This window comes from Mucilaginibacter sp. GW822-FHT03E02 (genome assembly GCF_058801545.1).
In genome coordinates, this window is record NZ_JBXANJ010000001.1 from 2,719,078 (window position 1) to 2,739,752 (window position 20,675).

Genomic DNA, 20,675 nt, shown 5'->3' on the forward strand with positions numbered 1-20,675 from the left:
GCTTTAATTTTTTGCTTTTGCCTTTAAATCTCCAATCAGTTTATCAACCGACTGGTTAGTTAAATTCTCATAAAAAGTATATTCGGGGCCAATCTGCAGCACCGGACCGTAACCACATGCCGCAAGGCACTCTACGCCTCTCCAGCTAAATAAGCCATCGGCAGTAACTTCGCCTTCGGGTACCCCAAGCGTTTGTTCAATATGATCCATGATCTTATCGGCACCCACAACACCGCAAGGACCTGTACGGCATACTTCCAATACGTATTTACCGCTTGGCTTAAGCAGGTACATGGTATAAAATGTAGCTACTTCGTAAACCTCAATAGGCAATATATCCAAATAGGCTGCAACCTTATCCATAGCCTGCGGGCTTACCCAGCCAAACTCGGCCTGTACATAGTGCAGGATAGGCAACAATGCCGATTTTTGCTTACCTGCGGGATAGCGGGTAACCACATCAGCAAATTTATTCAGCAGTTCCGGGCTAAACTCAACCGAAACCTGAGTATCTTCAACTCTAAGCATCTAACTCTCCGGCTATAACGTTTAAACTACTCATATTAATAATCGCATCTGATAATAACATCCCGCGGCTCATTGGCGCATACATCTGGTAATTGATAAAGCTTGGCCTGCGGAAATGCAAACGGTATGGGCTGCGCCCGCCATCATTCACCAAATAAAAACCTAATTCGCCATTGGCACCTTCAACCGAATGATAAACCTCGGTGTTAGGGGTTGGTATCTCGCCCATCACAATTTTAAAGTGATAGATCAAGGCTTCCATATTATTATAAACTTCTTCTTTTGGAGGCAGGTAAAACTCCGGCACATCAGCATGGAAAACATCCGATGGTTCTTTATCCAGTTTGGTTAACGCCTGGTCAATAATGCGCAGGCTCTGCCACATTTCCTCGTTACGTACCAAAAAGCGGCTATAAACATCGCCATTGGTACCTACGGGTACTTCAAATTCAAAATCTTCGTATGACGAGTATGGGTTCATGGCCCTTACATCGTAATCAACACCGGTGGCACGTAATATCGGGCCTGTCCAGCTATAGGCTAAGGCATCCTCGGCGGTAACGGCAGCCACGTCTTTTGTCCTGTCGACAAAGATGCGGTTACGGTTAAACAGCGATTCAAACTCTTTTAATGTTTTAGGGAAATCAACCAAAAACTTACGCAGTTTGGCAAAAGCGATAGAATTGAAATTACGTTCAAAACCACCAATACGCCCAATGTTTGTAGTTAAGCGGCTGCCGCAAACTTCTTCGTAAATTTCATAAATAGCCTCGCGGAACTCCATCATGTACAGGAAGCCGGTAAAAGCGCCGGTATCCACACCCAATACACCGTTACAAACAATATGATCGGCAATACGGGCCAGTTCCATCACAATTACGCGCAGGTAGTCAACGCGTTTTGGTGTGGTAATTCCTAACAGTTTTTCTACCGTCATGTGCCAACCCATGTTGTTGATGGGCGATGAGCAATAGTTAAGCCTGTCGGTTAACGGGGTTATCTGGTAAAAAGGGCGGTGTTCGGCAATTTTTTCAAACGCGCGGTGAATATACCCTATGGTTGATACGCCGCTTACAATTCTTTCGCCATCCAATTGCAGCACGTTTTGAAACACACCATGGGTTGCAGGGTGCGTAGGGCCGAGGTTTAAGGTCGAGAGCTCGTTTTGCGGATCGTTATCTGTATATACAGGATGGTTTTGCATCAGTATAATTTATATTTCTTTTTATATAGTAATGCCGCATAAGGTTACCCTGCGCGGCACGTATTTATCTTCCAAAAAAGTAATCCTTCTTATCCACACGGTTAGGATCTTCCAGCGGGAATTCCTTACGCATCGGAAAAGCAGTCATATCGTCAACATTCAAAATACGGCGCAGGTCGGGATGACCATCGAAGATCACTCCAAAAAAGTCGTAAGTTTCACGTTCCATCCAGTTAGCGCCTTCCCATAGTACGGTCGCTGTCGGGATGTGTACATCGCCATCAACCAAAAATACCTTTATCCGGATACGGGTATTGGTTGTAAGGCTGTGCAAATGGTAAATAATGCCAATCTGCTTTTCTTGCTCAGGATAGTGGATGCCGGTAATATCTGTTAAAAATATAAATTTAAGAGCCGGGTCGGTTTTCAGGAATGTTAACAGGTCAATGATCTGCTCGCGGCTTGTTTCTACAGTCAGCAAACCATAAGGCTCGCCCACTAAGGTAACCTGCTCGCCAAATTTCTCGCCGATTCTTTTTAAAAGCTCTTCGTTGGGTATCTGGGCCATTATTATTGGATTCCGTATTTAGCTAATAATTCCTGGTATTTAGGTTCGTTCCTTCTGCGCACTGTTTCTGTTTTTACCAGCTCCTGGATGTTCATAAAACCATCAATGATAGCTTCGGGGCGTGGCGGGCAGCCGGGTACATAAACATCTACCGGGATAACTTCGTCAATCCCCTGCAACACCGAGTAAGTATCAAAAATACCACCGCTTGATGCACAGGCGCCAACAGCCATAACCCAGCGGGGTTCGGCCATTTGCAGATAAACCTGGCGCAGTACAGGCGCCATCTTTTTGGCTATGGTACCCATAACCATCAATAAATCTGCCTGGCGTGGCGAAAAGCTTAAACGCTCGGCACCAAAACGCGAAAGATCATAGTGAGAAGCCATTGTAGCCATAAATTCAATACCGCAGCATGATGTGGCAAAAGGCAATGGCCATAGTGAGTTAGCGCGGGCCAAGCCAACCGCCTTATCAAGCGATGTGGCAAAAAAACCGGAACCTTCAACCCCCATGGGGGCATTAACTATTTGAATATCACTCATTGAATAATGTTAATAGAAAACATTACCTGACCTAACAGGTAACGAGCGCAAAATTACGTAAATAACGATGTAAAAGGTACACTATGCGTAGCCAACGGCTATATTTAGAATTGTTCTAAACTAATCCCAGTCTAACGCGCCTTTTTTAATAACGTAGATAAAACCTAATAATAAGGTAGCCATAAAGATGAACATTTCTATCATACCCCCCATCCCATCTTTGGTAAATTCCCTGAAGTTAACTGCCCACGGGTACATGAATATTACCTCGACATCAAACAATACAAACAGGATAGCTACCAGGAAATACTTGATAGAAATAGGTGTACGGGCATTACCCACCACTTCAATACCAGACTCAAATGGGGTAAGCTTATCTTTAGTTTGACGTTTAGGGCCAATTTTATGTGTTACAAACATAGTTGTAACCACAAACCCTAATGCAACAAGCATTTGAAATATAATGGGCAAATAATTAATGGGTTCCATGCTGCAAATATACTAATGGATTGATAATAAAAAAGCCTTATTAGATTCAAGAGTCAAGAATCAAGAGTTAAGACAAAAAATAGCAGTATACAGCCCCTATGAGGGTGAAAGTATCACGCAACTATCCAACTTGCGAAGTTTTTAAAACCTCGCAAGTCCCGATTAAGCGTGTTGGCATTTGAAGTTAGCCCTTAGTCCGCTTCAAAACCGGCACAAAAAAAGAGTCAAAACCAGGAAAAGCATCGCACTTCCTGGTCTTGACTCTTGATTCTTAACTCTTGGTTCTAAAAGCTATTTGCTTTTGCCGGCTCCGCCTGCTTTGCGGGCGAAGAAAGCTACCACCTGTTTATTATTAGGGTCATTATCCCTTGCTTTGGTGTAGTTATCTGTAGCCTTGGTCAAATCTTTATCTTTAAACTCGGCATAAGTACCTAAATAAACGTAGGCTTCTGCAAGGTTTTTCTTGGCTTTATCATCAGGTGCGCCTTTAGCAGTCACAACCTCAATGTATTTCTCGTAAAAAGGCTTGGCGTAACCAACAATATTATTACGGTCTTTATCTTTCAACTCGTTAACACGGGCACGATAAATGTAAGCATCGGCCGTAGTAGGCGCTTTTTGTGTAATATAGCTAAATGCCGAATCAGCTTTAGCAATTACAGAGTCAGCACCTGGTTTCTTTTCGTCGTAACCGTAGTAATAGCTGATACCTTCGTAAAAATAGTCGGTCAATTTCACAGCACGTCCACCTTTTACGGTAACTAACTTATAAGCATCACCAGCCTGAAGATATTTTTTCTGTTGAAATAATGACTTCGCAATTTCTCCATACACATCTGTTTGGGTTGAATCCATTGTTAAAGCTTTTTTCAAAGTATTGATACCTACCGAATCGGTACCTGTTTTCATCTGTAAACGACCCAGGTATAAATAATCACGAGGTACAATCCTTTTAGGATCTGCTTTTGTCATCCAGGTATTCATGGCTGTTAAACCGGCAGGATAATCCTTATTTTCATAAGCGGCATAAGCCTGGTAGCGATATGCCCTTAAGTTTGAATTTGCGTTTTTAACCAAATCAGAAGCAACAGGCTGTAGTTCGGCGTATTGACCGGCGCTTATCAGGAAGTCGGCATAACGCATTTGCGATTCTGGCGACTGATCTGTCAGGCTAATATATTTTTTGTATTCCTCAACTGCTTGTTTAATTTTTGCCGAAGCTACTTTGGGGTCAGTATTAGCCCAACGGTTATCTGTTTCGGCCCACTCGCGATAAGCCGGACCATAGTTAGGGTCGATGGCTAATGCATCCATGAATTGTTTTTCAGAATCATCGAAGTTATTGGCATACCTCCACAAAACTCCGGTAGCCACTTTAGCAGCAGGACTTTTAGGGTCGATAGTTGATGCATCAGAGTAAGCCTGATAGGCTTCGTTACTCTTTATTTGTGAAGCGTAGGCATCACCTAAAGTAATTAACAGTTCCACATCCTTAGGGGCAACTACCTTACCTTTTTGCAACACGGCGATTGCCGCGCTTGCATCGTCAACAGATACTTTACCATCTGTAGTTACCGGCAGCAAATAAGCTTTACCTACAAATACATAAGGTTTAGCGCTTTTGCCTGCAAGGGCAATAGCCTGGTTAAAGTTTGTTGTTGCACCTGCTTTGTCTTTATCCAAACGGGCAACAGCGCCTAAACCGGCATAGTTTAAACCCGATTTTGGATTTACAGCAATGCCTTTGTTAAAGGCTGTTTTGGCAGAATCTGAATAATCCTGTTTAATGTACACCCAACCCAGGTAAAAGAAATTTTCGTCCTTATCGGCCTGCGTGGTCGTAAGGTTTTTAAGCATCGATTTGGCTTTCTGATATTGTTCGGCGTCAATAGCTTTTTTGGCGTCGGCTAGACTTTGCGCAAAAACTGATGATGAACCTATTAATACCAGTCCTAATGTTGCCTTAGCTATTTTACTGATCATTTTCATCTTATTTAGTTATAATTTACTTCTTAAATTAATTTCTCTCGGTGGCATTGAGTCAGGCAATAAACCCGATCTTAAAATAATTCGCTGTCCTACATCGCCGGCTATAAAGCTTGCAAATCCCATTGCTAAGCCTGTTTTGCTTGAACAGTCAACGATATACAATCCCCTGCTTAAAGGGTACTGTTTTAAGACAAGCGTTTCCTGCGAAGGTTTAAAGTATTCGTTTGGATACTTCTTATTAGCCTCGTCCTTAACGCCTACAATTTTAACATTGTCTACATAGGAAGCATATTCCTTATCCGGATCTACCAACCAACTGTAACCTGTTATTCCCAAAGCGTCAGGATGCTCACTCACATATTTTATAACTTCCTTGCTTGATTTAAGCGCGTAAATATTTTTTTGCTTAAATTCCTTATTACCAGACAACTCTTTCAAATACCTTACCAAACTTGAGTTTGGATTATCAAAAACGATAGTTTTATTCAAATCGCCCTGGCCGTTAAGCATTTTCTTTAGCTCACCTACCGAAGCAAGGGTATCATTCGAAGACTTATTTACAATGAGTGTAACGGCATCAGAAGCAAAGCGCAACACCTTAACGTCTAATTGACGTCTCTTGAACACATTTATCTCGGCCGTATCCAAATCACGGGAAAGTATGGCCAACCTCACACTATCATTCAACAACAAATTCACAACACGGTTTTCAGTCAGGTATAAAACTGTTGGATCAGCATCAGGATACCTGCTTTTAAAAATATACATCTCCTGCCCTACAATTGGTGCAAATGAATCGTCAACAGCAAAAGTTGCCTTACCTGATGTAAAGTCATCATTGCCAATCCCCTTTACAGGTTTTTGCTTGCAAGCCTGTATACCTGCTATTAAACCAAATGCCAGAAATGTATACGTTAACCTATTCATCTTCCTCGTCATACTGATCTTTTTTGAACAACCTCGAAAACCTTAACCCTGCGTAGACAATAATGAAGGCTCCAAAAAGAATGCGCTGATATGGCTGTAAGGATAATTGAAGCTTATCCCAAAACATAATCATTAATCCAAAAGCCACAAAGCAAATGAATACGGTAGTTCCTATAATAAGCAAAAACCGCCTTTTGGGCGATTTTTGCTCTTTATTAAAATTAATTGACATTATCTTAATTATCGGCAGCTAACGCAAAGCTTACCGGTACACTATATTGTACACGTACCGGGCGACCATTTTGGATACCAGGCTTCCACCTTGGCGACGATTTTAACACGCGCGTAGCTTCTGCATCAGTACCCTGGCTAAGGCTCCTGGTAACTTTAATGTCGGTTAATGAACCATCACGTTCCACAACGAAGGTAAGGATAACACGACCTTGTGTACCGTTTTCACGATCAACGGCCGGGTAACGGATATTTTTACTCAAGTAAGCAATAAACTTATCCTGACCACCCGGGAACTCTGGTAAATTTTCAACTGATGCGAAGATCTTATTAGGGTCTTCCTCAACAACTTGTTTAATATCCGAATTACCTACAGGCTCATCAATTCTGATGTCTGCGTTAGGGTCACCTTTCTGGTCTTTCTGACCAGGGTCAGCTACCTGAAGTTCCTTAACCGTTGGCGGATCTTTCTCCTTAACCTCATTATCCGGTTTTACAATCGGAGGCGGGAAACGCACCTGGTCAACTTTTGGTTTTGGCGGTTCTGGTGGCGGCGGAGGTGGTTTTTTGGTTTGATCCACCGGTGGCGGCGGTAACAGCACTACGTCTGTTATCTTTACTTTTTCATCAGCTTTTGGAATCAAGCCTTTCAGCTTGTTGATTATAGTAGGCAAAGAAATTATAAATACAAACAATATAATGGCAATTACAAGCGCCCTATTCGTATTTTTTGAATTATCCTTTCTCAGTTCATAAGCACCGTATGCTTTGTTCCTGCTACTAAAAACAACGTCGATCCATTTCTGATCTAATATGTCTAATTTTGATCCAAACATTTTTTGTCAGGCTTTAATGTTAGTTAACGTTATTTATTATTATTTGTTATCGTTGTATAAATTTTCTCTTTTTAACAACTCAACCTCTGGTGGCGTGATATCAACAATACCATACATTGTTATATTGGTGATATTAATTTCATCCAATACACTAACCATGTTTTTGTATTTCGACTTATCACTTGGTTTTACTACAACAAACACGGCTTTACCGGTTTTAGCCATCACCTCTTTTTGTTTTTCAACAAGTAATTTGCGTAGGCCATCCGGCCCGTAACCAATAACTTCTGGTGCCGATTTGCCTGGTTCGCCAAGATACCACTCCAGTTTATCATTACTACCCAATAATAGCGTTAATGAACGCGAAGCGGCAATAGGTAACTGATCCTGAGTTTTCTCATCCTTATCAGGCATTGCAAGGTCCATCGCTTTAGGCTTGGCCAATGTGGTTGTCATGATAAAGAAAGTGATTAATAAGAAAGCCAGATCCACCATTGCGGTTAAATCTATACGGGTCGATTGCTTTTTACTTCTAACCTTCCCGCCTTTATGTTTCCCTCCCCCGGAGGTGTCTAATTCTGCCATGATTTCTTATTTTTTTGCGCCGCCGCTAACTGAAGTTATTAAACTAAACTTATTAAGTTTTTGCTTCTGCAAAATCCCTACAACATCCTTTATAACAGGGTACTCTTCCTTGCTGTCGCCTTTTATAGCTATACGCATCTGTACGTTATGCAGCGATGCTGTAGCTTTACGGGCTTCACGAATCCAGTTAAACAGTTCATTGCTTACCGAATCTCTCGGGATGCCTGGCTGAGCAAACTGTCTTTGCTGTTCTGATGACAAACTAAGGAATTGATGCATACTTGCAATAGGTACACCGAATGACTCTAAACTTGAGAACTTCTTCATTTCCTCCGGTGTAAAAGTCTGTTTATAAATCGCTCCCACTTGCTCTAAAGTTTCTTTGCGAAGATCTGTTCCTTCGATGCCGAAGAAAGCCTTGTTATGACCCACAGTTATCGTAGCAAAATTCTCATCAGGAACAGGCACTTGAATAGAAGACCTTGGTACATCGATTGGAACCGGATCATCGGTTCTTGGTTTTGCAGTTAATATAAAGAAAGTTAGCAGCAGGAACGCCACATCGCACATGGCGGTCATGTCGATTGCTGTACTCTTTCTTGGAACTTTTATCCTTGCCATATTAAAATCTTTTTAAAAATATATAGTGTATAATGTTTTTAAACCCTGCCGGCGTTAATCTACACCTGCAGGTGCACTACTATATTCTTATTTGTTTTTATGTGACGAAGCAAATGTTTGCACGATGCTAAAACCAGTTTCGTCAATAGCGTAAGTCAGTTTATCAATTTTTGATGTAAATACGTTGTACATGATAATTGAGATAGCTGAAGTACTGATACCTAAAGCCGTGTTTATCAAAGCTTCAGAAATGTGTGCCGAAAGTTCAGAAGGGTTTGGTGCACCAGCAGCAGCTAATGTAGAGAACGCACCGATCATACCGATTACTGTACCTAACAAACCGGTTAATGTACCGATAGATACTAATGTAGCGATGATGGTTAAGTTTTGCTCTAACATTGGCATTTCTAAAGCTGTTGCTTCTTCGATGTCTTTTTGGATAGCTAATGTTTTTTGGTCAACATCAAGGTTTGGTTCTGCTTCCATTTCGCCATATTTTTTCAATGCCGATTTGATAACCGCTGCTACCGAACCTTTTTGTTTATCGCACTCTGCAGCAGCAGCAGCGATGTTACCTGAATTTAAAGAAGCCTGTACTTTCCTTACGAAAGAATCTACACTTCCTGTACCTGAAGCCTTGCTAATTACCACAAAGCGCTCGATAGAGAAAACGATAACCATTAATAAGAAGGACATGATCAAAGGTACAATCACACCACCTTTGTGTACAGTGCCGAAGATATCTGCCGGGTTACCATTTGCAACGTCGCCGCCTTTAAAGTGGCTTGGATCGCCAAGGATGAAAATAAATATGCAAATTGCTACTACTATACAAATAGGGATAGTTAGAGAAGCAAACATGCCAGATGCACTTGAGCTTTCTTTTTTAACAGGAGTAGTTGGTTTTGTTGGTGCGTTTGCCATTACTTTTAAATTTTTAGTTTTAGTTTTTGTTTATGTTATAAGTTAGTTAAATGTGCTCTTAAATGCGAATAACAAAAATAGAATTTTCTTTAAATAAAAAAACCATTTATATTATTCTTTACAATTTTTTAATACCAAATTACATTTTGTGTGCGATTGGATATAAATAACGTAATACCAATAAAATATTGTGTGTTGCCACTACAATTATTTGCAATGAAAACCATTTTTTTTAATATTATCAAGCAATAGTGATAAAATTTATGCTACTATTTCGTTACACACATGTTATGTGCTTTAATTGGTAAGGCACAACAGCCTTTTAATAATGAGGTTTTAGTGTATAAAATACGCTATCAACCAGTGTAATATATAGGTTATGAACTATTTAGGCAACTATCCCCCGGCTTTTTTTGCTTTATAACCATCGGTTTGCAACAGGCCGAGTATTTTATCTCTGAAATCGCCCTGTATCAATATTTCGCCATCTTTTACCGAACCGCCCACTCCACATTTTGTTTTTAATTTTTTGCCAATAGCCTCCAAATCTGCGTCGGCGCCTATAAAACCGCTTACCCGGGTCACCAGTTTGCTGCCGCCTTTACGATCGAGGTAAATTTTGAGGTTTTGCTGTTGCGGAGGCAGCGTTTGCGCATCCGGGCCGCCGTTTTCCTGGTATTCAAAATCAGGATCGGTGGAATAAATCACCCCGGTAAAATTCTTTTTTGCCATGATTATTAATTTTTATAGCTGGGCCCCACAATAACCTTTAACGAATTCGGCATTATATTAATATGTAAATCGGCAGGCATTACCTGCGGCTCACCATCCAGGTGTATAGGCCCCGGGGCCAGCCTTGTAACATGAATATCCTTCCCTTTTATAATTTCAATATATGTTGACGCTTCAATTGTTTTGAGCATTAACCGCGCTCCTATCTCGGGCAGGCGCCAAACCGGAAATTTACTGATTATACAAATATCCAGCAACCCATCCTGTACCGATGCCCTGGGGGCTACATGCACATTATTGCCCCATTGCGATGAATTGGCAATGCTTATAATAAAGGCATTACGCTCATACTTTTTGCCATCAATTTCAAGCAAATACTTTTCAGGCTTATAGCTCATAATCTCCTGCATGCTTGATTTAATGTAGGTTAAAAACCCCCGCTTTTTGCCATGCGAAAACACTTCGGCTATATGGGCATCAAACCCCATACCGGCCATGTTAAAAAAAGGCTGCCCGTTCATCAACCCCGAATCAATGGTTTCAACCTTATAACCGCCTAACGCCTTTATTGATGCCACAGTATCCATTGGTATCCCTAAAAAACGCGCCAGGCCATTCCCCGAACCAAACGGCACAACGCCCAGAGCCGTAGTACTGCCCACTATGGCCGACGAAATTTCGTTCACCGTGCCATCCCCGCCTACTGCCGCTACTACATCAACTTTACCGGCTGCTTCTTTTGCTATCTGTTGCGCATGCGAAACGCCATCGGTAAATATTATATGGTAATCAAATACATTTTTATCAAGGTGTTGATCTATCAGCTCCGGCACACCATCCTTCTTCTTACCCCCGGCTATAGGATTTATTATAAATAACGCTTTACGTTTCAATTATCTGTTATTATTTAAAGTATCAAAAGTACAGGAAATCACTTTCGAAAATTTCTAAAAAATAGATCAAAAGAAAATTCATTTCGCGCAAAGACGCTAAGACGCAAAATGATTTACTCATTTTTCTTTGCTTCCTGGCGTCTTTGGGCGAGAAAACTCCCAACTTAGCATCAAACGTGATATGATTATAACAATTATTCAATATATCCGCCAATGAAATTTTTAATTCGATTTCCCTCATCAAAAGTAAATGTATTTTCGGCTTTGTAAAATTTGTTTTATTTTTGCAACCCGAAAGTGGACTGATTTAATACCCTTTATATAAAAGGTAAGGATTGCAACCACGTAAAAAAGTGCTAATACCCATGCTTCTTTTTACTACGATCCCTCAAAATCCCCGCTCGGCTGTTTTATGTTAATTGTATAAAAAATTTATATGCCATATTTATTTACCTCCGAGTCCGTATCAGAAGGACACCCGGATAAAGTTGCCGACCAGATCTCAGACGCCCTGATTGATCATTTTTTAGCATTCGACCCTAACTCAAAAGTAGCCTGCGAAACACTGGTAACCACCGGGCAGGTAATTTTAGCCGGCGAAGTAAAATCAAAAGCTTATTTAGATGTGCAGAAAATAGCCCGCGAGGTGATCAATAAAATTGGCTACACCAAAGGCGAATATATGTTTGATGGTAGCTCATGCGGTGTGCTATCGGCTATTCATGAGCAATCGCCCGATATTAACCAGGGTGTTGAACGCAAGGCCCCCGAAGAACAAGGCGCTGGCGACCAGGGCATGATGTTTGGCTATGCCACCAACGAAACTGACAACTATATGCCCCTGGCATTGGATATTGCCCATGCGTTATTGATAGAGCTTGCCGCCATCCGCCGCGAAAACAGCGAGATCAAATACCTGCGTCCGGATGCAAAATCGCAGGTTACACTGGAGTACAGCGACGATAACCAGCCACAGCGTATAGATGCCATCGTTATATCAACCCAACACGATGATTTTGACGAGGAAACAGTTATGCTGGCCAAAATAAGCTCAGATATCATCAGCATCCTCATCCCTCGTGTTAAAGCGAAGTATCCAAAATACGCCCACTTTTTTAACGACCAGATTAAATACCACATTAACCCAACCGGCAAATTTGTGATAGGTGGCCCGCATGGCGATACTGGCTTAACCGGCCGTAAAATTATTGTGGATACCTATGGAGGCAAAGGTGCACACGGTGGCGGTGCTTTTTCTGGCAAAGATCCTTCAAAGGTTGACCGTTCTGCCGCTTACGCAACCCGCCATATAGCTAAAAACCTGGTAGCTGCCGGTGTTTGCAGCGAAGTGCTGGTACAGGTATCATATGCCATTGGCGTTGCCCAGCCTATGGGTATTTACGTAAACACTTACGGCACTGCCAAAGTTGCTTTGCATGACGGCGAGATAGCGAAAAAAGTAGAAGAGGTGTTTAACATGACCCCGTATGCTATTGAAACCCGTTTTAAACTGCGTAACCCTATTTACAGCGAAACAGCGGCTTACGGCCACTTTGGTAAACCAAGCGAAACCGTAACCAAAACCTTTATTGCCCACGACGGCAGTGAACTGGTACGCGAAGTGGAGTTATTTACCTGGGAAAAACTTGATTACGTTGATAAAGTGAATGCCGCCTTCGGCTTGTAATCTTTTAAACAAAAATTATAGAGTAAGAGCGACTGGTGTAAACCGGTCGCTTTTTTTGTTTTGCGCGCTGTTTTGCGCTGTGCGCCTAAACCCCTGGCTGTATTTTTATTTACTGCTCCAACATTTCTACAGAATCAATCAGGTAGATTGCATAAAATCAATTAATTATGAAAAATGCTAAACTCATACCCGGATTGGCCTGTATAGTTATTTTAATAATGGCTAAACCGATTTATACCCAGGCCCAACAAAAAACAGGCTTCCATATGTTAAAAAGCTTCCCCATAAAAAGCCCTGGTGGCTGGGATTATATTACTGTAGATGGAGCCAATAAACGTATCTATACATCGCATGGCAGCCAGGTTAATATTCTTTCAATCTCGGGCGATTCTCTCGGCTATATCCCCAATACCCCCGGTGTGCACGGAATTGCACTGGTTAATACTTTAAATAAGGGTTACATCAGCGCAGGCCGTGCCAATAAAGTAATTGTTTTTGATTTAACCACCTTAAAGGTTTTAAATGAAATAGCCGTAGGCACCAACCCCGACGCTATATTTTATGAACCCTTTGCAAAAAAAGTGTATACGTTTAATGGCCGCAGCAAAGATGCTACCGTTATTGATGTAGCTACCGATAAAGTTGTGGCTACCATCCCGCTGGATGCCAAACCCGAAACAGGAGTATCTGACGGCAAGGGAAAAGTATTTGTAAATGCCGAAACTACTAACGAGGTGGTTGTTATTAACGCCACTACCTTAAAAGTAGAGGCCCGTTATAAAATTGAAGGCGGCGATGAGCCATCGGGCCTGGATATTGACCGTGCTACCAATCGCCTGTTTATTGGTTGCGGTGGTAACAGCACCATGGTGGTAATGGACGCCGCCAACGGTAAAAACTTAGCCAAATTCCCGATAGGTGGTTGCGACGGGCTGGTGTTTGATCCTAAACTAAAATTAGCCTATGCTTCAAACGGCGAGGGAACTATTAGCGTGGTAAAAGAGCTTAGCGCCGATAAATTTGAATTTGTAGAAAACATCCCAACCGAGCCCAGCGCCCGTACCATCGGCATCGACCTGTTAACCCACAAACTGTACCTGCCTGCCGCCAAAACAGAGCCAGGTATGGTAACAGCAGAAAACCCAAAGCCCCGCCCAAAACAGATACCGGGGTCGTTTCATATTATTGAGGTCGGCAAAAACTGATTTTGCAGGGGTAAGAGACAAAGAATTTCAGATAAGGCATAAGATCAAACACCGGACGGGGCACTTATTAATTATGCGCCGCATCTGGTGTTTGCGGCTTAAAGTTTGCTATTGTCTGTATCACCACCGTAGTTTGTCGCTTTTTGCCCTTTTTAACCAGCCGGGCAATAACCATTTTTGTGCTATCTAAACATACAATAATGGAAAACCTGACATTCAACATCAACATTAACGCATCACCCCAAAAGGTATGGGACGTACTTTTTACCGATGCTAATTACCCAAAGTGGACTGCAGTTTTTTGTGAAGGCTCGCACGCCGTTACCGACTGGCAAGAAGGCAGCAAGGCTTTATTTTTAGATCATAAAGGATCGGGGATGGTAGGCTTGATAGATAAGGCCATTCCAAATGAATTTATGGCGATTAAAGGCATTGGCGAAATAGTTAATGGTATCGAGAATTATGACAGCAGCGGCGCCAAGGTATGCAGAGGTTCGTTAGAAGAATATACCCTCAAAAACAACAATGGCAAAACCCTGCTTACCATTCAACTTAGCGGCGGCAATTTCCCCAAAGATATAACCGCCTTTTTTAAAGATGTTTGGCCAAAAGCACTGGATATTGTAAAAACGATAGCCGAGGCAGAATGATATTATCCATTTCAAAACCGGCAGACTTTATCCTTTATATCTGCCTGATATAAGTAAGCTTCATGATACCTCCCTGCTGTCGCTGCGGAATTCCGAATGGGGTTTTATAATAATTATTAACGCTGTTTACCACCAGGTAAATGAACGATAGCGGTCTGTACTCCCAGGAGAAACGGGCATTTAACGATCCGTTACGGGTATCAGTATTGTATTGGTAAAATGCCGAGAGCAACATTTTGGGATTTGCAGCTACCCGCAATTCGGGTGCCAGAAGTTGTGTTGTGGTTGATGCCTGGTTTATGCCTACATTTTTAAAATCGTTGCGGGTATAGCTCATTACAAGCGACAGCTGGGGCACAGGGGCAGCACGTAACGATAAATAATAACTATTAAGCCTGCCATTATAATAGCAGCCGGTACTCAACCGGGTTTCGGCGCTAAAGGGCGCTGCGGCATTGGTAATGCCATAAAATTCGTACCGGTTAAAGTGATAATTGGCCACTGCTATGTCAACATTCCGCACCGGTTGAAAATTATCTGTCAGATTCTCCCAAGAACTGGTGATACTAAAATCAAGGTGCGATTGATTGGTAAAAAACAATTGCAGCGGCATCACCACTACGCTGGCCTCCTGGAATTTGCCGCTTGATGCCTCATGGTAAATATCGGCAGTAAATTGCGGGCTAAAAAACTGTACATTTTTGGGAAACCATTTTTTATGTATAAAAACATACAGCGTGGGTTGTGTATTGATAAAATTGTCTCTGGCGGTAAAGCCGGTTTGCGCCTGGTAGCCTTTAGATACAGCAGTTTGAAACCAATCGATAAAAAAATGAGTAGCCGAGTAATTAAATTCGGCAAAGGCGGCCGGCCCCTTTTGCCCGCTTAGCGAGTTGCCCGAATAGGATGCCATGCCCCTGATAAATAACGGCTGGCTTACCTGCCAAAAAGCATCCACCACCTCGACAGGGTTAACAGACGCGGGCTGATTTAAGCCGGCAAAGTTTTGCCGCAATACCTCCATTGCGCCCAGTTGCAAGCTTTGGCTAACGCTTCTTTTGTACCTGAAAACGCCAAACAACGCCCCGTTTTCCGTAGTATCGCCATTTTGCTTCATCACCAGTATTCCGGCAGACTGTTTGTTATCCTGGTGGATAAACCTTAAGCCGCCATTGATGGTTAAAGGCGAGCCATTGTCGCTCAACCCTATCCTCCTGCTAAAAAACGGCTGAATAATGCTGTTTTGACCTACAGAAAACAGGCTTGAATTTTCTAAAAAGAACTGTCTTTTTTCGGGAAAGAACACGCTCGACCTGCTCAGGTTAACTACCTGCTTATCCACATCGGCCTGGGCAAAATCGGTATTGATGGTACCTTCAAGCAGGGTGTTGGAGTTAATGGCATACTTAATTTCGCCGCCAAACTCGGGTTTGTAATGCGGCTTGCTTTTATCTGCTCTGCTTGCATTTACCAAAGCATAAGGCTCAACCCGTAAATTGAAGCTGGCATCCGGGGGTACTATGTTGGTAAGGATGCCGCCATAAGCCAGCTGGGTTTCGCTAAAAGCCTGCGGCCAGGGCGACCAGCCATTGGTTTCGCCAATAAAACGGATGTTACGGGCAAAATTAATGCTCCACTCCGTTGAGTTTTTTGGATACCGCAATGAAGTAAACGGAATAGCCACTTCGGTTGTCCATGAATGTTCCTGGATTTTGCTGGCGGCCTGCCATACCGCATCCCATTTATAGTCGTAACTAAAATCGGCATAATGCATAATATCCATTTGCGTGCCGTAGGGCGTTACACAAAATGTCATTACCGGCATGCGCGGGTCTTTAAAAGGATCTATCAGGATTTCAAAAAGCTCGTTATTACTGTAGCTGAAATCGCGGCGCAAATCCTGAACCTGGAGGCTTTTCTTCCCCGGCGGAAAATCACAGCGGGCGCTGATGTAGATGTTTTTGTCGTCATACAATAATCTTACTTCGGTATCGTAGGTAGCCTTATCTCCTTGCCGTGGGTAGGCCGTGGTAAAATGAGCAGCCACCGGCGCGTTATTCCACGCGGCCTCATCGGGTATGCCATCAATATTTATTGGCCCGGTAATGCGTGTGGCCTGCAAATGCGGGCGGCTTGCTACCTGCAGCGGGGCAAACGCTTCCTGTGCGTATAACTGTTGTAAACCGGTTACCGTAAGTATTACCAATAAACACAAACTCCTGCTAAGTTTAGCAGCCTTAAAAATTTTCATGCCCCAAATAAATGGAGCTAAAACCTTCTATTTTGTACTTTTAGACGTACCGCCGCTTATGAGCCGCCGATACGCCTTTGCCGGGCTTAAACCCGTTAAAGGTGGTAAACGTATAATTAACGGCGTAAAAAAGGGTATTTGTCGAAAAAGCAGACACAAATAGCTTAGAATGTTCAATTTTACAACATGCAAAAAAACAGGCAGATACCATACCAGGCTATAACACTGCACCTGCTGTTCTGGCTGGCCTATATCCTGTATCAATGTATAAACAACGGCTGGCAGGATAAAGATGTATTTGCATTTAAACTCGATCCAGAGTTATCAACAGAAGTACCTATTGGTATGCTCATCTGCTACTTAAACCTGTATATGCTGATGCCGCTATTCTACTATCCCCAAAAATATTGGAGCTATGTAGCAGGCATGCTATTACTATTACTGCTGGGCGGCCTTTTACAGCGCTTTTTTGCTTACGCGATATGGGTACCCTGGGATAAGATGCATGATCAGGCGATGTACCGGATGGAAAAAACAATCTTCTGGATCCCGGTGCGGATATTTAAAAATGCGGCTAATATTATCCCCATAACTGCCATTACCATGCTTATTAAGCTAATGCGCAATGCCTTTAAACATGAAAAAAACATGCGCGAAATGGAGAAGGAAAAATTTAACGCCGAAATGGGGCTGCTAAAAGCGCAAATAAACCCACATTTCTTTTTCAATACCTTAAACACCTTATATGCGCTTACACTAAAGGGCAGCGAACAGGCATCAAAAGTGGTGCTTCGGCTGTCAGATCTGATGCATTATATGTTGTATGAAGCAAGCGAAAACAAGGTATTGCTACAGGACGAGATCAAACACCTGGAAAGCTACATTGGCATTGAGCAAATGCGCTTTGCCGACAGGCTCGAACTATCGTTCCAATACTCGGGCGATATTGCCGGCAAAATGATAGCCCCGCTTTTGTTGTTGCCTTTTGTTGAAAATGCATTTAAACACAGCCTGGCCGAAAGCGATGGCTGGATAACCATTAACCTGAAAGTTACAGGGAACCGGTTGTATTTAAAGGTAGAAAACAGTTATCAACCGTTGCCCAAACCGGATAATTATGGCCTTGGGCTTAAAAATGTTAAACGGCGACTGGAGCTAACTTACCCGGACCACTATGAGCTTGTACTAAACCAAAACAATGGCATTTTTGAGGCCGACCTGAAACTTGACCTATGAAACCTATAAACTGCATCATAGCCGACGACGAGGAGCTTGCCCGTGAAATTATGCAAAACCATGTAAGCAAACTTCACAACTTAAACCCGGTTGCCATTTGCGCTAATGGCATGGAGGTTTACAACGCACTTAAAGCAAACAACGTCGACCTGGTGTTTTTAGATATCCAGATGCCTCAATTAACCGGGATAGAGTTATTGCGTACCCTGAAAAACCCGCCACCGGTTATCATGACAACCGCCTACCGCGAGTTTGCGCTGGAAGGTTACGAACTTAATGTGATTGACTACCTGCTGAAACCCGTATCATTTGAACGCTTTTTAAAAGCTGTTGATAAATTCATCAACGCCAAAACGCCCGAGGTTATAAGCCTGCCCGCACCACTTCAACCATCAAAGCCCGATCAGCATGCTTTTATTTATGTAAAGGCTGATAAAAAAATGGTGCGGTTGCTGCTCAAAGATATCCTGTACATTGAAGGCCTGAAGGATTATGTAAAAATACATACTACAGATAAGCCCGTTATTACCTACCAAACCCTTGGCTACCTGGAAGAAAAACTTTCGGCCAATTATTTCATCCGCGTACATCGTTCTTACATAATTTCCATCAACCATATTAATGCCTATACGGGCAGCCATATTGAAATTGGACGGCAAAGTATTCCAATCGGTAGTTCATATGCCAAAGAGGTGTTGGGCAAGCTGGAGGGGTAATCGGTGCCACTTAAAAACTGGCCAGGCAATCAACCAATGCGTCAAGTTCGTCAACGGTATTATAATAATGCGGCGATACCCTGATGGCCCACTCTACCTGTTTTTGGTCAAAATCGATAACAGCAAATTCACGATAGGACGATACCACATTGATATTGTGCTGTAAAAACTGCTTCACCAGGTACTCGGCCGATGAGTTTGCAACCGTGAAGGTAACAGACGAACTCAATTCGGGACCCTGATCCAACACCCTGACATTTGGTATTGATGCTAAACGTGTTCGCAAATAGGCAGATAGCTGTTTAACCTGCTGCCAGATCCTGTCTTCGCCGATGGCCAGGCAGTACCTGATAGCTTCGGCGCTGCCAACTACGGTAGCGTAGGCAAACTCCCAGTCTTCAAAACGTTTGGCATCGGGCTGTTGCTCATATTGGTCTTTTTCTGTCCACCGTGCGCCGCGCATATCAATAAACAAAGGCTCAAGTTTGGCCTGTAAAGCTTTATCCGAGATATACAAAAAGCCCGAACCACGCGGCCCCCTCAAAAACTTGCGGTTAGTTACCGATAAAAAATCGCATTGAAGTTGTTGTACATCCAGTTTCATTTGCCCTGCCGATTGGCAGGCATCCAAAATATACCATGTTTTGTCACCATTTTCCTGGCAATATTTAGCATAGATGGCTGCAATCTGGTTAACAGGCTGCACCAGGCCCGAATTGGTAGGGATATGGGTTATAGCCAGCAAACGGGGCTTAAGCTCATATAATTTAGCTTCCAGGTCGGCAAGATCGATACCACCAGCGGCGGCATTTTTTATGTGGACAATATCAACTCCAAACCGTTTTTTGAGCGATAGAAAATGGAGCTGGTTTGAGATGTAGTCGTCGCAATCGGTTAAAATAATATCCCCCGCAATAAATGGAATGGCAGATAAAGCCCTGATGTACGAATCGGTAGCGCTTGCCGTAAAGGCAATGTTGCCGGGTTTGCAATTGATAAGCTGGGCAGCCAGCACATAAAATTCGGCAATGGCACCGGCCTTTGCTGCTGCGGCCTCATATCCGCCTATCTCTGCTTCCAGTTTAATGTGGGCAGTAATGGCATCGGTAACTATATTGGGCATCAATGCCGCCCCGGCGTTGTTTAAATGGTTAACATAGGTACAGCCGATAGTATCGTTTCTGAACTGCTCAATTTCGGCCTCGGTGAATATGCTGTTGGCTAATAATTTCATAAATATTTACCCGTTTATTTACTGTGGATGATAATTCAAAACTACCAACAAGCCCCTGCATAAAAATCGCTTATTGGCCTGTATTGTGCATGTTTTAATTAATTTAGCCCTTAAAACGGGTAAATTATGTACACGCTTGACGATTACGATAAAAAGCTGCTGCGTTTATTACAAAAAGACAACCGCCTTACCGCCCAGGCCCTGGCCCAAATGGTAAACCTCAGCGCATCGGCTGTGCAAAGGCGACTGGCTAAACTGCGTGATGAAAAAATTATTGAGGCCGATGTAGCTATCGTTTCGCCCGCGGCAGCTGGCGTTGGGCTAACCTGCATAGTAGATATTTGTATGCAGGAAGATGGCTCCCGCACCATCGAAAGGTTTAAGGCCGAAATTGAAAATTGCCCCGAAGTATCCCAGTGCTACTACGTAACCGGCACTTATGACCTGGTGTTAATTGTTAACACCAGGGATATGAAACACTACGAGCAATTCAGCAAAAAATATTTTATGGATAGCCCCGATGTGCAGCGCTTTTATACCCATGTAGTAATGGATAGGTTAAAAATGAGCTATGGGGTTTATATATAGGGGATTGCTTTGCTGTAAGTCCACTTGTGCCACAAC

General features: G+C 42.8%; 22 protein-coding genes. 6 read left to right on the top strand and 16 right to left on the bottom strand.

Going from position 1 to position 20,675, the window contains the following annotated elements:
• Positions 1 to 3 precede the first annotated feature (3 nt).
• From AC1RM2_RS11455 to AC1RM2_RS11520, 14 genes are all read right to left on the bottom strand, one after another.
• The gene (locus AC1RM2_RS11455; protein ID WP_477360103.1) at positions 4 to 528 is read right to left on the bottom strand and encodes an NADH-quinone oxidoreductase subunit NuoE family protein; all 525 of its coding nucleotides are present in this window, start codon (positions 526 to 528) and stop codon (positions 4 to 6) included.
• Entirely contained in the window at positions 521 to 1,732 is a 1,212-nt protein-coding gene (locus AC1RM2_RS11460; RefSeq protein ID WP_492985213.1) for an NADH-quinone oxidoreductase subunit D, read from the bottom strand. The genes AC1RM2_RS11455 and AC1RM2_RS11460 overlap by 8 nt, the downstream gene beginning before the upstream one ends.
• 64 nt (positions 1,733 to 1,796) lie before the next feature.
• A complete protein-coding gene (locus tag AC1RM2_RS11465) occupies positions 1,797 to 2,300 on the bottom strand; it encodes an NADH-quinone oxidoreductase subunit C (protein ID WP_492985214.1) in 504 nt (167 codons plus the stop codon).
• A 2-nt stretch (positions 2,301 to 2,302) separates the two neighbouring features.
• Positions 2,303 to 2,845 (bottom strand): NADH-quinone oxidoreductase subunit B, encoded by a 543-nt coding sequence (locus tag AC1RM2_RS11470; protein ID WP_090651791.1) that lies wholly within the window; start codon positions 2,843 to 2,845, stop codon positions 2,303 to 2,305.
• Between the two features lie 120 nt (positions 2,846 to 2,965).
• Complete coding sequence (locus AC1RM2_RS11475) at positions 2,966 to 3,334, bottom strand: NADH-quinone oxidoreductase subunit A (RefSeq protein WP_492985215.1); 369 nt, start codon at positions 3,332 to 3,334, stop codon at positions 2,966 to 2,968.
• A gap of 291 nt (positions 3,335 to 3,625) precedes the next feature.
• A complete protein-coding gene (locus AC1RM2_RS11480) occupies positions 3,626 to 5,323 on the bottom strand; it encodes a tetratricopeptide repeat protein (RefSeq protein ID WP_492985216.1) in 1,698 nt (565 codons plus the stop codon).
• A 9-nt stretch (positions 5,324 to 5,332) separates the two neighbouring features.
• Positions 5,333 to 6,250, bottom strand: a complete 918-nt coding sequence (locus AC1RM2_RS11485) for a PstS family phosphate ABC transporter substrate-binding protein (RefSeq protein WP_492985217.1) — start codon at positions 6,248 to 6,250, stop codon at positions 5,333 to 5,335.
• Entirely contained in the window at positions 6,243 to 6,482 is a 240-nt protein-coding gene (locus AC1RM2_RS11490; RefSeq protein WP_492985218.1) for a hypothetical protein, read from the bottom strand. Before AC1RM2_RS11490 ends, AC1RM2_RS11485 begins: the two co-directional genes overlap by 8 nt.
• 4 nt (positions 6,483 to 6,486) lie before the next feature.
• The gene (locus AC1RM2_RS11495) at positions 6,487 to 7,317 is read right to left on the bottom strand and encodes an energy transducer TonB (RefSeq protein WP_492985219.1); all 831 of its coding nucleotides are present in this window, start codon (positions 7,315 to 7,317) and stop codon (positions 6,487 to 6,489) included.
• A 39-nt stretch (positions 7,318 to 7,356) separates the two neighbouring features.
• Entirely contained in the window at positions 7,357 to 7,902 is a 546-nt protein-coding gene (locus tag AC1RM2_RS11500) for an ExbD/TolR family protein (protein WP_492985220.1), read from the bottom strand.
• A gap of 6 nt (positions 7,903 to 7,908) precedes the next feature.
• Positions 7,909 to 8,523, bottom strand: coding sequence for an ExbD/TolR family protein (locus tag AC1RM2_RS11505; RefSeq protein ID WP_492985221.1), 615 nt, complete (start codon positions 8,521 to 8,523; stop codon positions 7,909 to 7,911).
• A gap of 87 nt (positions 8,524 to 8,610) precedes the next feature.
• Positions 8,611 to 9,447: a MotA/TolQ/ExbB proton channel family protein gene (locus AC1RM2_RS11510; protein WP_492985222.1), complete on the bottom strand. Its 837-nt coding sequence runs from the start codon at positions 9,445 to 9,447 to the stop codon at positions 8,611 to 8,613.
• Positions 9,448 to 9,843: 396 nt separating this feature from the next.
• A complete protein-coding gene (locus AC1RM2_RS11515; protein WP_492985223.1) occupies positions 9,844 to 10,179 on the bottom strand; it encodes a translation initiation factor in 336 nt (111 codons plus the stop codon).
• A gap of 5 nt (positions 10,180 to 10,184) precedes the next feature.
• Complete coding sequence (locus tag AC1RM2_RS11520) at positions 10,185 to 11,072, bottom strand: diacylglycerol/lipid kinase family protein (protein ID WP_492985224.1); 888 nt, start codon at positions 11,070 to 11,072, stop codon at positions 10,185 to 10,187.
• Positions 11,073 to 11,508: 436 nt separating this feature from the next.
• Between AC1RM2_RS11520 and metK the strand changes: the two genes are divergently transcribed.
• From metK to AC1RM2_RS11535, 3 genes are all read left to right on the top strand, one after another.
• The gene (gene metK / locus AC1RM2_RS11525) at positions 11,509 to 12,759 is read left to right on the top strand and encodes a methionine adenosyltransferase (protein ID WP_492985225.1); all 1,251 of its coding nucleotides are present in this window, start codon (positions 11,509 to 11,511) and stop codon (positions 12,757 to 12,759) included.
• A gap of 167 nt (positions 12,760 to 12,926) precedes the next feature.
• Entirely contained in the window at positions 12,927 to 13,964 is a 1,038-nt protein-coding gene (locus tag AC1RM2_RS11530) for a YncE family protein (protein ID WP_492985226.1), read from the top strand.
• Between the two features lie 200 nt (positions 13,965 to 14,164).
• On the top strand, positions 14,165 to 14,614 hold the full coding sequence (locus tag AC1RM2_RS11535; protein WP_492985227.1) for an SRPBCC domain-containing protein: 450 nt from the start codon (positions 14,165 to 14,167) through the stop codon (positions 14,612 to 14,614).
• A 34-nt stretch (positions 14,615 to 14,648) separates the two neighbouring features.
• Here AC1RM2_RS11535 and AC1RM2_RS11540 read toward each other — a convergent pair whose 3' ends face one another.
• Positions 14,649 to 16,865, bottom strand: a complete 2,217-nt coding sequence (locus AC1RM2_RS11540) for a carbohydrate binding family 9 domain-containing protein (RefSeq protein ID WP_492985228.1) — start codon at positions 16,863 to 16,865, stop codon at positions 14,649 to 14,651.
• 186 nt (positions 16,866 to 17,051) lie between these two features.
• On the opposite strand from AC1RM2_RS11540, the gene AC1RM2_RS11545 reads away from it, so the two are divergent.
• Both AC1RM2_RS11545 and AC1RM2_RS11550 read left to right on the top strand, forming a co-directional pair.
• Entirely contained in the window at positions 17,052 to 18,101 is a 1,050-nt protein-coding gene (locus tag AC1RM2_RS11545; protein ID WP_492985229.1) for a sensor histidine kinase, read from the top strand.
• The gene (locus tag AC1RM2_RS11550; RefSeq protein WP_492985230.1) at positions 18,098 to 18,817 is read left to right on the top strand and encodes a LytR/AlgR family response regulator transcription factor; all 720 of its coding nucleotides are present in this window, start codon (positions 18,098 to 18,100) and stop codon (positions 18,815 to 18,817) included. The genes AC1RM2_RS11545 and AC1RM2_RS11550 overlap by 4 nt, the downstream gene beginning before the upstream one ends.
• Positions 18,818 to 18,827: 10 nt before the next feature.
• Here AC1RM2_RS11550 and AC1RM2_RS11555 read toward each other — a convergent pair whose 3' ends face one another.
• Entirely contained in the window at positions 18,828 to 20,051 is a 1,224-nt protein-coding gene (locus AC1RM2_RS11555) for an aminotransferase class V-fold PLP-dependent enzyme (RefSeq protein ID WP_492985231.1), read from the bottom strand.
• Positions 20,052 to 20,177: 126 nt separating this feature from the next.
• Here AC1RM2_RS11555 and AC1RM2_RS11560 point away from each other — a divergent pair, with 126 nt between their 5' ends.
• Positions 20,178 to 20,639: an Lrp/AsnC family transcriptional regulator gene (locus AC1RM2_RS11560; RefSeq protein WP_492985232.1), complete on the top strand. Its 462-nt coding sequence runs from the start codon at positions 20,178 to 20,180 to the stop codon at positions 20,637 to 20,639.
• Positions 20,640 to 20,675 lie beyond the last annotated feature (36 nt).

Excerpts from the sequence above, each read along its gene's own strand:
- AC1RM2_RS11480 (WP_492985216.1), bottom strand. The coding sequence starts at position 5,323 with ATGAAAATGATCAGTAAAATAGCTAAGGCAACATTAGGACTGGTATTA.
- AC1RM2_RS11465 (WP_492985214.1), bottom strand. The coding sequence starts at position 2,300 with ATGGCCCAGATACCCAACGAAGAGCTTTTAAAAAGAATCGGCGAGAAA.
- AC1RM2_RS11485 (WP_492985217.1), bottom strand. The coding sequence starts at position 6,250 with ATGAATAGGTTAACGTATACATTTCTGGCATTTGGTTTAATAGCAGGT.
- AC1RM2_RS11505 (WP_492985221.1), bottom strand. The coding sequence starts at position 8,523 with ATGGCAAGGATAAAAGTTCCAAGAAAGAGTACAGCAATCGACATGACC.
- metK (WP_492985225.1), top strand. The coding sequence starts at position 11,509 with ATGCCATATTTATTTACCTCCGAGTCCGTATCAGAAGGACACCCGGAT.
- AC1RM2_RS11515 (WP_492985223.1), bottom strand. The coding sequence starts at position 10,179 with ATGGCAAAAAAGAATTTTACCGGGGTGATTTATTCCACCGATCCTGAT.
- AC1RM2_RS11545 (WP_492985229.1), top strand. The coding sequence starts at position 17,052 with ATGCAAAAAAACAGGCAGATACCATACCAGGCTATAACACTGCACCTG.
- AC1RM2_RS11490 (WP_492985218.1), bottom strand. The coding sequence starts at position 6,482 with ATGTCAATTAATTTTAATAAAGAGCAAAAATCGCCCAAAAGGCGGTTT.
- AC1RM2_RS11540 (WP_492985228.1), bottom strand. The coding sequence starts at position 16,865 with ATGAAAATTTTTAAGGCTGCTAAACTTAGCAGGAGTTTGTGTTTATTG.
- AC1RM2_RS11550 (WP_492985230.1), top strand. The coding sequence starts at position 18,098 with ATGAAACCTATAAACTGCATCATAGCCGACGACGAGGAGCTTGCCCGT.
- AC1RM2_RS11510 (WP_492985222.1), bottom strand. The coding sequence starts at position 9,447 with ATGGCAAACGCACCAACAAAACCAACTACTCCTGTTAAAAAAGAAAGC.
- AC1RM2_RS11460 (WP_492985213.1), bottom strand. The coding sequence starts at position 1,732 with ATGCAAAACCATCCTGTATATACAGATAACGATCCGCAAAACGAGCTC.
- AC1RM2_RS11530 (WP_492985226.1), top strand. The coding sequence starts at position 12,927 with ATGAAAAATGCTAAACTCATACCCGGATTGGCCTGTATAGTTATTTTA.
- AC1RM2_RS11500 (WP_492985220.1), bottom strand. The coding sequence starts at position 7,902 with ATGGCAGAATTAGACACCTCCGGGGGAGGGAAACATAAAGGCGGGAAG.
- AC1RM2_RS11475 (WP_492985215.1), bottom strand. The coding sequence starts at position 3,334 with ATGGAACCCATTAATTATTTGCCCATTATATTTCAAATGCTTGTTGCA.
- AC1RM2_RS11470 (WP_090651791.1), bottom strand. The coding sequence starts at position 2,845 with ATGAGTGATATTCAAATAGTTAATGCCCCCATGGGGGTTGAAGGTTCC.
- AC1RM2_RS11555 (WP_492985231.1), bottom strand. The coding sequence starts at position 20,051 with ATGAAATTATTAGCCAACAGCATATTCACCGAGGCCGAAATTGAGCAG.
- AC1RM2_RS11495 (WP_492985219.1), bottom strand. The coding sequence starts at position 7,317 with ATGTTTGGATCAAAATTAGACATATTAGATCAGAAATGGATCGACGTT.
- AC1RM2_RS11455 (WP_477360103.1), bottom strand. The coding sequence starts at position 528 with ATGCTTAGAGTTGAAGATACTCAGGTTTCGGTTGAGTTTAGCCCGGAA.
- AC1RM2_RS11560 (WP_492985232.1), top strand. The coding sequence starts at position 20,178 with ATGTACACGCTTGACGATTACGATAAAAAGCTGCTGCGTTTATTACAA.
- AC1RM2_RS11535 (WP_492985227.1), top strand. The coding sequence starts at position 14,165 with ATGGAAAACCTGACATTCAACATCAACATTAACGCATCACCCCAAAAG.